Consider the following 12,193-nt stretch of genomic DNA (forward strand, 5'->3'; position numbering starts at 1 on the left):
AACGGACGTCGGCGCGATTTCGCTGCATGCGATCCGATGCGATCAGGGATCGGTTGGCCGGTCCCGGCGTTCGGTTGGCGCGCGCCGTTCCGGCTCCTTGCAGGGGGCTTGCAGGGGCGCGCGCTGCAATCCGGCCGGGGGAGAGGGCGTGCAACAGGGGCAGATCGAGGCGCATGCCGAAGAACGATCGGACACCGCGTTGGACCAATCGGCATCGGTGGCGTCGCGGCCCTTGCGCCTGCTCACCTACAACGTCCGCCATTGCCGCGGCACCGATGGGCGGGTCGCACCGGAGCGGGTTGCACGGGTGATCGCCGCCTTGGCGCCCGACATCGTCGCGCTCCAAGAGGTCGATGTCGGGCGCCCGCGCACCGGCGGTCTGGATCAGGCGGAGGAGATCGCCCGGCTGGTCGGAATGTTCTCGCATTTCCACCCGGCCCTGCACATCGAGGAGGAGCGCTACGGCGATGCCGTGCTCACCCACCTGCCCTCGCGGCTCCGGCGCGCCGGCCCCCTGCCCGGCCTGCTGCGGCGCCCCGGCCTGGAGCCAAGGGGGGCGCTGTGGGTCGAGGTGGCGGCGGGCGCAAGCAAGCTTCAGGTGCTCACCACCCATTTCGGATTGCTCGGGGCGGAGCGCGTCGCCCAGGCCAAGGCGTTGCTCGGGCCGCACTGGCTCGGCGATCCGGCCTGCCACGCGCCGGCGGTGCTGCTCGGCGACTTCAACGCCACGGGCTGGTCGCGCGCCTACCGCCGGCTGAGCGGCCGCCTCACCGATGCGCGGCGGCTCACCGCGGAGCGGCGCTGGCGGCGCGGCGGGGCGACCTTCCCGAGCCGCTTCCCCCTCCTGCGCATCGACCATGTCTTCGTGAGCGAGCGCGTCGCCGTCGAGCGCGTCGCGGTCGTGGACACGCCGCTGGCGCGGAAGGCGTCCGACCATCTGCCGGTTCTGGCGGAGATACGGATCGAGCCGGGTTGAGGGACTTTCGGCGCGCGCGCATGGTCGTTCGCGGGCCGGCCCGACGACCGGCCGTGGGCGGGAGAGGATGCGCGCACGATGACGAAGACGACAGGACCTCTGACCGCTCTCGGTCTCGCCGCCCTGACCGCATTGTCCGCCGGGCCGGCGCGGGCCGAGCCGCCGCGGATCGCCGTGGTCGCGACCGGCGGCACCATCGCGATGAAGCTCGATCCCACGACCCACGCGCCCGTTCCCGCCCTCTCGGGCGAGGATCTCGTCGCGGCGGTGCCGAAGCTCAAGGACATCGCCTCCGTTGAGGTCACGGAGTTCAGCAACGTGCCGAGCGACTATATGGGCCCGGACCGCTGGCCGGCGCTGAGCGCCAAGCTCGACGCGCTGCTCGCCGATCCCGGCATCCGCGGGGCGATCGTCCTGCACGGGACCGACACCCTCGATCAGACCGCCTACTTCCTCGACCTGACGCTGAAGAGCGACAAGCCGGTGGTGCTGGTGGGGGCGCAACGCAACGCGTCCGACACGGATGCCGACGGCCCGCGCAACCTCCTCAACGCCGCCCGCCAGATCCTGTCCGACGGCGCGGTGGGCCAGGGCGTGACGGTGACGCTCAACCACCGCATCAATGCGGCCCGCGAGGTGCGCAAGACCCACACCAGCAACGTCGAGACCTTCCATTCGGGGGAGGCCGGCATCCTGGGATACGTGGACGAGGACCGTGTCGTGTTCGGCCGCCGCTCCCTGCGCCGCCAGACCCTGCCGCTGCCGGAGCGGATGCCGCGGGTCGATCTCGTGGCGATGTATGCCGGCGCCGACGGATCGCAGGTGCGGCATGCGGCCGAGAGCGGGGCCGAGGCGATCGTGGTCGAGGCCTATGGCTGGGGCAACGTCAACGCCGAGATGCACGACGCCATCGCCGAGGTCATCGCCAAGGGTGTGCCGGTGATCGTGGCGACCAAGGTCCATGATGGCCGTGCGCTCCCGGTCTACGGCTTCAAGGGCGGCGGCAACACCCTGCGAAAGGCCGGCGCGGTGTTCGCCGGCGACCTCACGCCGGACAAGGCCCGCATCCTCACCCTGCTCGCCCTGCCCGCGGGCAAGGAGGCGCGGAAGGACCCCGCGGCCCTGCAGGCCGTGTTCGACAAGTAGCCGTGTTCGACGGCCCTGCCGTCGAGCTTTCTTCGAGCCGCGCTTCCGAGACCGGCTCAATCGACCGGTTCCGGCGGCCGCAACGCTCCTGATGCCGAGGCCCCCTACGCCGGCTCAGCATGAGGAGCGATGAGCTTGCCGGATAAGCGCGCTCAAACAGGTGTTCGGGTCGCCTCAAGAGCATCGTGCTGGAAATCAAATCCAGGACGATGCTTTAAGCTCTTGTTTTCTCATCATCTTTTTCCGAAAGCCGGAGGCCACCTTTCGGGATGATGCTCTAAAACCTCCCCCGGCGACGGCGCTCCGGCCTTCGAATCCACCTCGCCTTTGGCCCGGCGCAGCGCCTTGCGGCGGCGCCAGGGGCGCCACGCGTCGGCGGGGCTCACCGGGTCGCCGAGATGGAAAGCCTCGACGAGGCGCGCCACCGGGCCGCGGCGGGAGGGGACGAGAGGGCAGACCCGCGAGCACGGCATCAAACGGGGATCGTCGAGCACCGCCCGCAGGGAGCCGCGCGCTTCGAAGGCTTGCGCGAACACGTCGGGCGGGCAGCCGCCGTGATGCGAGAGCAGGCGGACGAGCAGGCGCCGCAGCGCCGCGCGGGCCTCGGCGTCGTCGGCCGGCACCTCCACGGCGAGGTCGCACTCGGTGTCGTAGCCGAGGGAGCGGTTGTTGAGGTTGGTCGAGCCGATCCGCAGCAGGCGCTCGTCGATGATCGCGACCTTGGCATGCACCAGGATCGGCCGGCCTTTCTCCGTGTGCGGCGCCACGATCCGCAGCCGGTCGAACCGGTCGGCGCGGCGCAGGGCCCGGATCAGGCCGCGGCGGGCGCTGTCCATGGTCAGGCGGTCGAAGCCGCTCGGGCTGCGCTCGGACAGCACGATCACGATCTCCGGCCCGTCGGGTTCGGCGAGGCGCTCGGCCAGCGCCTCCGCGACGACCGGCGAGGTGAGATACTGGTTCTCCAGATAGATAAAGCGCTCCGCCGCGCGGATCGAGGCGCGCGTGAGCGCGGCGCTCTCCGTCACCGCCGGGCGTCCGTCCAACGGCGGATCGGTGCGGGCGAGCCCCACCGTCACGTCGGTCAGGTGCGGCGCGAGGGGTTCGGGCCAGGGATCGTGGGCTTCGTCGGAACCTGCGAGTGGAAAGGTCTCGCCGGTGGCGCGGCGCCAGCGCTCGCGGGCCAGATCCGCCAGCGCCCGCGCGGCGTCACGATCGACCAGCATCATCACGTCGTGGCGCGGCGGGTAGTCCTCACCGGAGGGCAGGCGGCGACGGGGGTCGCGGTCGCGGTGGGCGGGGGTGTCCCAGCGGTTCACCTCGAAGTCGCTGCCGCCGCTGAAGGCGATCGCGTCGTCGATCACGAGGATCTTCTGGTGCTGGCAGGCGCCGAAAGGCAGCGTGCCGTCGATACGGAAGTCGATGCCGGGCCCGAGGCTCGCGCGCACGCTGTCGGGGGTGTGGTCGTTGCCCGCCGAGATCGGCCAGGGCATGTCCCAGATCAGGATGCGGATGGCGAGTTCCGGCCGCGCGGACTTCAGGCGCCGCAGCAGTTCCGCCAGGGTCTCGCCCGCATCGGGCGAATTCCCCGGCAGCAGGCGCGCGCGCGGATCGAAGCTCCAGCCGATCAGGGTGATGGATGTGCGCGCCTTCAGCAGCGCCGCATGGGCGGCGGCGAAATAGGCCGCGCCGTCATGCAGCACCGCGACGCGCCCCGCCCTCTCCTGCCGCCAGCAGGTGAGCCCGGGCCGCAGCCAGCTCTCGGACGATCCTTGACCCACCCCGAATTCCATCCTCATGCGCGCACCGAGCCGCCACGCCGCGGCGGCGGGTTCATCGTCCGCTTGAGCGAAACGCTCATCGTGCCCCGGCCTTTCCCAGCTTGAGTTTGCCCGCCTCAAGCTTGGCTCGCACCCGGCGCCGAGTGAGTTCCACCGCCGCGACGGTGGCGAGGAGGCCGAGGCCGAGGGTGATCCAGTGGGTCGGCTCGTCGCTGCCGGCATGGCGGCCGATGACGCCGAGATAGACGCACACGACCGTGCCCGGCAGCATGCCGATCACCGTGGAGACCAGATAGGCGCAGGTGCCGACATCCGTCACCCCGAAGACGTAGTTCTGGGCGTTGAACGGTACGAAGGGGCTGAGCCGCATCAGGGTCATGAGCCGCCAGCCGCCGTCGCCGACCGCCTCCACGGTGGCGTTCAGCGCCGGCCGGCGCTCGATCAGCCCGCGCACCCGCTCGCGGAACAAGTGGCGGGCGGCGACGAAGGCGAGCCAGGAGCCCAGTGTTGCCGAGAACAGCACCACCGGCATCACCGCCCAGCCGAAGGCGACGGCCCCGGCGATGGTGAGCGGGGTGCCCGGCACGACGAGGAGAGTCGCGAGGAAGAACAGCGCGCCGAAGGCGAGGAGGCCGTAGGGACCGAGGCCGTTCGCCCAGTCCGAGAAGGCGCGCAGCCATTCCTCGACGGGCAGGACGTACCATGCCCCGACCGCCAGCGCGGCGGCGCCGGCCGTGGCTGCCCAGGTCTGGGCCGAGCGGCTGGGTTTATCCATTCAGTGGCTCGAAGGGGAACGGTGCGCCTGTGGCACGCGTCCGCAAACCGTTGGCCGGCGCAACTGTTCCGCCAAGCTCGGCCGTTTTCGCGCGGTCGTCTCGGCGTCCGCTCAACGCGGCGCCGGTCCCGCCTGCTTTGCCTTCACCAGTCGCGGTCGAGCCGCACCGCGATCCGGCTCGGGCGCGCGCCGGCGAGCGTCCGTTCGAGGGAGGTGAGGGCTTGGCGCGCCTTGTTCAGGCGGGGGCTCCGCCAGCGGCGCTCGTAGCCTCGCGGCGCGATCACCGCCTCACCGAGGCGGTCGCCCGCGAAGACGAGACGGTCCACCGCCCGCCGGATCGTCGGCGTCTCCTGAGTGAGCACGCAGAGGTCGGAGAGATAGTTGCGCAGGGCATGCAACTCGTTGCGGCCCCCGCCCTCCTCTGCCAGCGCGACGAGCGTCCGCTCCATGGCAACGATGAGATCCGCCAGCGGCTCGGGTACGCGACGGGAGAATCCGTCGCCGTCCCGGCGGTCCCGTTCAGGCCCGTGCAGGGCGACTCCCATATTGGCTCCCCGCTTCATCCGGCGCGGCAAGGTCTACCGCGAATCGCTGCGGCGAACGGTGTAAAGAGAGTTAACAACCTCTGCCGTCGAATCGATACAGATCCGGGAATAAAATGTGAAAAATAATTTTCAAATGATCGGTCGCCGCACGTCATCCGTGTATGACCCGGCACAATACCCCGTGATGCCGTCAGAGGACGTCCGTCATCGACGCGGCATCTTGCGAGACCCTCTCAGGGCGTAGATGAGGGCCGCGGCGGTCATCAGCGCGAGGGCGTACCATGTCAGCGCGTAGACGAGATGGTTGTTGTGGAAGGCCACCACCGTGAGGCCGCCGACCGGCAGGCCGCCGGGATTGGGTGCCGCGTCGGCATCCACGAAATAGGGCGCGACCTCATTCGGCGTGCCGTCGATCCCGCGGGCGGCGGCGATGGCCGCGACGTCGCGGGAGTACCAGCGGTCGCCCGCCGGATCGTTGTGGCGCAGGAAGCCGCCGCCGGGCTCGGTCAGGCGCAACAGGCCCGTGACCGTCACGTCCCCGTCCGGCTCACCCGCGGCACGGGCCGTACGCTCGCGGGCCTCCGCCGGCACGAAGCCGCGGTTGACGAGGACGGTGAAGCCGCGGTCGGTCACGAGCGGCACCAGCACCCAGAAACCGGCGCCGCGCGCCGTCACGGCCTGGACCAGCGTGGCACGATCGTAAGCGAAGCGCCCGGTGAGCCGGACCCGCCGGTACTCGGCGGAGGCGGCCGTGAGACCGGCCCATTCCTCCGGCCCCGGTGCGGGCGCGGGCTCGGCACGGATGCGGGCTTCGACCCGGTCGATCAGGTCGAGCTTCCAGATCCGGCGCTCGACCTGCCACGTGCCGAGGCCGAGGAAGACGCCCGTCACCGCAAGGCCCGCCAGGATCAGTGCGAGCCGGACGAGCAACGGGCGCCGCCGAACCGTTGCCGGGGCGGCAGGCAGCGGAGCGTCGGGTTGCCGGGATGCGTCAGGGAGCGTGACGCATCTCCTCGGCCGAGACCGGCATCATGTTGGTGTTGAGGTGGTGCATGACCCAGATCGACCCGCACAGGGTGATGACCACGAGGGTGATCGTGAAGATCAGCGCCATGAAGGTCCAGCCGCCCTCCGATTTCGTGTTCATGTGCAGGAAGTAGATCATGTGAACCACGATCTGCACCGCGCCCAGACCGAGGATGACGACGCCGGTGACGAGCTTGTCGCCCAGCACGTCGCCCATCACCAGCCAGAACGGGATCGCCGTCAGGATGACGGAGAGCACGAAGCCCGTGACGTAGTCTTTGAAGGAGCCGTGACCGTGGGCGTCCTGCCCATGGCCGTCGTGCCCATGGCCGTCATGGCCGTGATCGTCGGCGTGCGCTGCCCCGCTCATTGCAGGACTCCCATCAGGTACACGAAGGTGAAGACGCCGATCCAGATGACGTCGAGGAAGTGCCAGAACATCGACAGGCACATCAGCCGGCGCTTGTTCTCCGCAACGAGGCCCTTGAGCCGGGTCTGGATCATCAGCGTGACGAGCCAGATCAGGCCGAAGGTGACGTGCAGGCCGTGGGTTCCGACCAGGGTGAAGAACGCGGACAGGAAGCCGCTGCGCTGGGGCGTGGCGCCTTCGTGGATCAGGTGGGCGAACTCGTAGAGTTCGAGCCCGACGAAGGCCGCGCCGAACAGGCCGGTGATTGCGAGCCAGATCTGGGTCTTGGCGAGGTCGTCCTTCTCCATCGCCAGCATGGCGAAGCCATAGGTGATGGAGGAGAACAGCAGCATCGACGTGTTCACCGCCACGATGGGCAGGTCGAACAGATCCTTGGGCGAGGGCCCGGCCGCGTAGCTGCGGCCGAGCACGGCGTAGGTGGCGAACAGGACTGCGAAGATGAGGCAGTCGCTCATCAGATAGATCCAGAAGCCGAGCATCGTGCCCCCTTCCGGGTGATGCTCGCCCTCGAGATCGAGGAAGTCCGGCACGTCGGCGCCGGACATCCGGTCGCCGACGAGGGTGTGGGTCGCGTGCGTTGCCATGATGCTGCTCAGACCCGCGCCGCCAGCGTTTCCGTCCGCCGCTGCTCGGTCAGGCGGACCGTCTCGGCGGGGATGTAGAAGTCGCGGTTGTAGTTGAAGGTATGGGCGATCGTGATCGCCAGCATCGCCACGAAGGTGAGGGCTGCAAGCCACCAGATGTACCAGATCATCGCGAAGGAGAAGGCGATGCTGACCACGCCCAGGATCACGCCGGTGGCGGTGTTCTTGGGCATGTGGATCGGCTTGTAGCCCGAGAGCGGCCGCTGGAAGCCGCGAGCCTTCATGTCCCACCACGCGTCGAGGCTGTGCACCACGGGCGTGAAGGCGAAGTTGTAGTCCGGCGGCGGCGAGGAGGTGGCCCATTCGAGGGTCCGGCCGTTCCACGGATCGCCGGTCACGTCGCGCAACGCCTCGCGGTTTTTGATCGAGACCGCGAACTGGACGATCATCGCACCGATGCCCAGCGCGATCAGACCGGCGCCGATGGCGGCGATCACGAACCAGATCTGCAGCGACGGGTCGTCGAAGTGCTGGGCACGGCGGGTCACGCCCATGAGCCCCAGAACGTAGAGCGGCATGAAGGCGACGTAGAAGCCGATGGTCCAGAACCAGAAGCTGACCTTGCCCCAGAACTCGTCGAGCTTGAAGCCGAAGGCCTTCGGGAACCAGTAGTTCACGCCGGCGAACATGCCGAACAGCACGCCGCCGATGATCACGTTGTGGAAGTGCGCGATCAGGAACAGCGAGTTGTGCAGCACGAAATCGGCCGGGGGCACGGCGAGCAGCACGCCGGTCATGCCTCCGATGGTGAAGGTGACCATGAAGCTCACCGTCCAGAGCATCGGCACGTCGAAGCGGATCCGGCCGCGATACATCGTGAACAGCCAGTTGAAGATCTTCGCGCCCGTCGGGATCGAGATGATCATCGTCGTGAGGCCGAAGAACGAGTTCACGTTGGCGCCCGAACCCATCGTGAAGAAGTGGTGCAGCCACACGAGGTAGGACAGGATCGTGATGACGACGGTCGCGTAGACCATCGAGGTGTAGCCGAACAGGCGCTTGCCGCTGAAGGCCGAGGTGACCTCGGAGAACACGCCGAAGGCCGGCAGGATGAGGATGTAGACCTCCGGGTGCCCCCAGATCCAGATGAGGTTGAAGTACATCATCGGGTTGCCGCCGAGGTCGTTCGTGAAGAAGTGCGTGCCGACGTAGCGGTCGAGGCTCAGCAGCGCGAGAACGGCGGCGAGGATCGGGAAGGCGGCCACGATGAGCACGTTCGTGCACAGCGAGGTCCAGGTGAAGATCGGCAGCCTCATCATCGACATGCCGGGCGCGCGCATCTTCACGATGGTCGCGACCAGATTGATGCCGGACAACGTCGTGCCGATGCCCGCGATCTGCAGGCCCCAGATGTAGTAGTCGACGCCGACCCCCGGACTCATGTCCGCGCCCGAGAGCGGCGGGTAGGCGAGCCAGCCGGTGCGGGCGAACTCACCGACGAACAGCGAGATCATGATCGTGACCGCGCCGGACACCGTCATCCAGAACGAGAAGTTGTTCAGGAACGGGAAGGCGACGTCGCGCGCGCCGATCTGCAGCGGCACGACGTAGTTCATCAGGCCGGTGACGAACGGCATCGCCACGAAGAAGATCATGATCACGCCGTGGGCGGTGAAGATCTGATCGTAGTGGTGCGGCGGCAGGTAGCCCTCGTTGGCGCCGAACGCGATCGCCTGCTGCGAGCGCATCAGCAGCGCGTCGGCAAAGCCGCGCAGCAGCATCACGAGCGCCAGGATGACGTACATGATGCCGATCTTCTTGTGATCGACCGAGGTCAACCAGTCGCGCCAGAGCGGACCCCAGAAGCGGAAATAGGTGATGGCGGCGAGCACCGCGATCCCGGCCACGGCGACGCCTGCGAAGGTCACTTGCAGGATCGGTTCGTGGAACGGGATGTCCTCCAGGGAGAGGCGCCCGAACAGCAGCTGCTGCAGGTCCGTGTTTGCGAACATGGGTTGAAACTCGTCCGTAAATCCTGAGGCGGCGACGGATCAGTTGTTGGTCTGGTCGGGAGCGGAGTGGCCTTGGCCGCTCCCCTCGTGATTCTTCCCGCCGTCGGGCGACTCGCTCTTGGGCCCGCGGTGCGAGGCCGGGGTCGTCGCCCCCGGGGCTTCGTCGCCACGCTGCGTGTGGCGGTTGTCGTACTGAAGCCGCTCGGCGTTCTCTCGGCTCTCTTTGCCGGCGCCGCCCTTGGCGTCGATGGTCATCATCTCGTGCATGCACATCTTGCCGGGCACGGCGCACATGCCGACGATCTTGCCGAAGAGTCCGTCGGCGAACGAGGCGTAGTAGATGACGGGAACGCGCTCGCTCGGGCGCTCGAGTTCGAGATAGGCATCACGGCTCAATTCCGAACCCTGCTGCTTCACTTTGGCAATCCACTGGTCGAAGCCGTCGCCGTCGAGCCCGTGGAACTTGAACGTCATGCGCGAGAAGCCGGTGCCGCTGTAGTGCGACGACAGCCCGTCATAGGCGCCCGGCTTGTTGATCACGGCGTGAAGCTGCGTCTGCATGCCGGGCATGGCGTAGATCATGCCGGCGAGCGCGGGGATGTAGAAGGCGTTCATCACCGAGGAGGCGGTGATCTTGAAGCTGATCGGCCGGTTCACCGGCGCGGCCAGCTCGTTGACCGTCGCGACATTGTATTCGGGATAGAAGAACAGCCACTTCCAATCGAGGGCGACGACCTGCACCTCCAGCGGCTTCACCTCCGCCGCGATCGGCTTGCCGGGCTCGATGCGCGAGAGCGGCCGGAACGGGTCGAGGGTGTGGGTGCTGATCCAGGTCAGCGCGCCGAGCGCGATGATGATCATCAGCGGCGCGGTCCAGATCACCACTTCGAGCCCGGTCGAGTGGTCCCAGTCGGGGTCGTGGCGGGCCGCCGTGTTCGACGCGCGGTAGCGCCATGCGAACAGCAGGGTCAGCACGATCACCGGGATGATGATGAGCAGCATCAGCCCCGTGGAGGCGAGGACGAGGTTGCGCTGCTGCATGGCGATGTCGCCGGAGGGCTGCATCACCACGAGGTTGCAGCCGGCGAGCAGGCCGAACAGCGGCAGGAGGACGAGACCCCGGAGGATCCGGCCCGCGGAGCCGGCCCCGGCACGGGCTCTCAATGAACGGTCGGCGGTCATGGCCACGAATCTTCGTTCCATCGCAAGGGCCGCGCGGGTGACTTCCCGCGTGGCGGCGGTTCGTTTCTCTCCGGAGATGCCGAGCCGGCGGTGTCGGCTCGGCATCTCCGGGACCTTGTTGTGACGCGCATTGTCTCGCCGAACCGGCAGCCATCGTTCGTCGGAAAGCACTCCCGGTCCCGCGGCGAGACGGACGCCTCGCCCGCGGGGCCAAACTCACATCTGGCGCATCTCGGAGCGGTCGAGCGCGAGCGCGAGCAGCGTCGCCAGGGCGCCCGACAGCAGGTACACGCCGACCATCGCGAGCCCGTACTCGGTGGAGAGGTAGAGCACCACGAGGGGAGCGAAGCCCGCGCCGAACAGCCAGGCGAGGTCGGAGGTGAGCGCCGCTCCGGTGTAGCGGTAGCGCGCCCCGAGCCGCGAGGTCACGGCGCCGGCGGTCTGGCCGTAGGACAGACCGAGCAGCATGAAGCCGATATTGACGTAGATCGTCTGGCCGATGGCGTTCTCGCCGAAGATCAGCGGCGCCAGGATGCTGCCGCAGGCGAATACGGCGATCAGCCCGGCGCTGATGAGCAGCATGTTCCGGCGCCCGATCTGGTCGGCGATCAGCCCGGAGGCCGCGATCGCGCCGGCGCAAACCATGGCGCCGGAGAACTGCACCATCAGGAAGTCGCCGGCCGAGCGCTCGCTCGACAGGGCGAGCCAAGCGATCGGGAAGATCGTGACGAGGTGGAACAGGGCAAAGCTCGCCAGCGGCACGAAGGCGCCGATCCAGACGTCGAGGGCGTGGTGGCGGGCGAGATCGATGACGCTGACGGGCTCCAGCCGACCCTTGTCGAGAAGCCGGGTGAACTCGGGGGTGGCGACGAGCCGGAGCCGCGCGAAAAGGGCCACGACGTTGATGGTGAAGGCGCAGAAGAACGGGAAGCGCCAGCCCCAATCGGTGAAATCCTCAGGGGTCAGGTTGACGGAAAAGAACGCGAACAGCGCGCTCGCCACCATGAAACCGAACGGCGCGCCGAGCTGCGGGATCATCGCGTACCAGCCGCGGCGCTCCCGCGGCGCGTTGAGGGCGAGCAGCGAGGCCATCCCGTCCCAGGCGCCGCCGAGCGCGAAGCCCTGCGCGATCCGGAGCACCGCGAGCAGCTCGATGGCGACGACGCCGATCGAATTGTAGCTCGGCAGGAAGCTGATCGCCGCGGTCGAGCCGCCGAGCAGGAACAGGGCGATGGTGAGCTTCACGCCGCGTCCGTGCCGCTTGTGGACCCACATGAAGAAGATCGACCCGAGCGGGCGGGCGATGAAGGCCAGCGCGAAGATGGCGAACGAGTAGAGCGTGCCCTTGAGCGGGTCGACGAAGGGGAAGAACACCTTCGGGAACACCAGCACCGAGGCGATGCCGAACACGAAGAAGTCGAAATATTCCGAGGCCCGCCCGATCACCACGCCGAGCGCGATGTCGTTGGGGCTGACGTGGTGGTGGCTCATGGCCGCCTGCGCGTCGCGCTCGAGCGGGTGAGAATTGGCCGTGGCGTGGTCGGTGGTCATCGCGGGCAGCCGGCTCGCCTGAAGGTGATCGGAGCCGCCGCCTTGGCGGGGCGTTCGGGAAGTGCCTAGCGGATGGCTTGACATCCGCAAAGAGGTTTTGGCGACGCGCGATGCCGCACAGGACGGCTATGCAGCGAAGGCAGAGATCATGCGCTCAAGCGCAGAAATCGCCAATCGAAGCGCGTGAG

At 68.3% G+C, this 12,193-nt stretch carries 11 protein-coding genes; 2 read left to right on the top strand and 9 right to left on the bottom strand.

The window, feature by feature from the left end:
* Positions 1-148 precede the first annotated feature (148 nt).
* Both Y590_RS20945 and Y590_RS20950 read left to right on the top strand, forming a co-directional pair.
* A complete protein-coding gene (locus tag Y590_RS20945; protein WP_502689476.1) occupies positions 149-976 on the top strand; it encodes an endonuclease/exonuclease/phosphatase family protein in 828 nt (275 codons plus the stop codon).
* A gap of 78 nt (positions 977-1,054) precedes the next feature.
* Positions 1,055-2,122 carry an asparaginase gene (locus Y590_RS20950; protein ID WP_060771544.1) on the top strand — a complete coding sequence of 356 codons (1,068 nt, stop codon included), beginning with the start codon at positions 1,055-1,057 and terminating at the stop codon, positions 2,120-2,122.
* A 233-nt stretch (positions 2,123-2,355) separates the two neighbouring features.
* On the opposite strand, the gene Y590_RS20955 is transcribed toward Y590_RS20950, so the two are convergent.
* The 9 genes from Y590_RS20955 to Y590_RS20995 all read right to left on the bottom strand — a co-directional run bounded on the left by Y590_RS20955 (position 2,356) and on the right by Y590_RS20995 (position 12,005).
* Positions 2,356-3,918, bottom strand: coding sequence for a phospholipase D-like domain-containing protein (locus Y590_RS20955; protein WP_353612590.1), 1,563 nt, complete (start codon positions 3,916-3,918; stop codon positions 2,356-2,358).
* A 58-nt stretch (positions 3,919-3,976) separates the two neighbouring features.
* Entirely contained in the window at positions 3,977-4,675 is a 699-nt protein-coding gene (locus tag Y590_RS20960) for a TVP38/TMEM64 family protein (RefSeq protein WP_060771546.1), read from the bottom strand.
* Between the two features lie 143 nt (positions 4,676-4,818).
* Complete coding sequence (locus Y590_RS20965; RefSeq protein WP_060771547.1) at positions 4,819-5,220, bottom strand: hypothetical protein; 402 nt, start codon at positions 5,218-5,220, stop codon at positions 4,819-4,821.
* A 204-nt stretch (positions 5,221-5,424) separates the two neighbouring features.
* Positions 5,425-6,150 (bottom strand): SURF1 family protein, encoded by a 726-nt coding sequence (locus tag Y590_RS20970; RefSeq protein ID WP_060771548.1) that lies wholly within the window; start codon positions 6,148-6,150, stop codon positions 5,425-5,427.
* A 61-nt stretch (positions 6,151-6,211) separates the two neighbouring features.
* Positions 6,212-6,616: a cytochrome o ubiquinol oxidase subunit IV gene (gene cyoD / locus Y590_RS20975; RefSeq protein WP_060771549.1), complete on the bottom strand. Its 405-nt coding sequence runs from the start codon at positions 6,614-6,616 to the stop codon at positions 6,212-6,214.
* A complete protein-coding gene (gene cyoC, locus Y590_RS20980; protein WP_371688535.1) occupies positions 6,613-7,221 on the bottom strand; it encodes a cytochrome o ubiquinol oxidase subunit III in 609 nt (202 codons plus the stop codon). The genes cyoD and cyoC overlap by 4 nt, the downstream gene beginning before the upstream one ends.
* A 47-nt stretch (positions 7,222-7,268) precedes the next feature.
* Positions 7,269-9,272, bottom strand: coding sequence for a cytochrome o ubiquinol oxidase subunit I (cyoB, locus tag Y590_RS20985; RefSeq protein WP_060771551.1), 2,004 nt, complete (start codon positions 9,270-9,272; stop codon positions 7,269-7,271).
* Between the two features lie 39 nt (positions 9,273-9,311).
* Positions 9,312-10,454, bottom strand: coding sequence for a ubiquinol oxidase subunit II (gene cyoA, locus Y590_RS20990; protein WP_245517625.1), 1,143 nt, complete (start codon positions 10,452-10,454; stop codon positions 9,312-9,314).
* A gap of 216 nt (positions 10,455-10,670) precedes the next feature.
* Positions 10,671-12,005, bottom strand: coding sequence for an MFS transporter (locus tag Y590_RS20995; RefSeq protein ID WP_060771552.1), 1,335 nt, complete (start codon positions 12,003-12,005; stop codon positions 10,671-10,673).
* Between the last annotated feature and the right edge of the window lie 188 nt (positions 12,006-12,193).

It is taken from the genome of Methylobacterium sp. AMS5, assembly GCF_001542815.1.
In the GTDB taxonomy this organism is placed as follows: Bacteria; Pseudomonadota; Alphaproteobacteria; order Rhizobiales; family Beijerinckiaceae; genus Methylobacterium.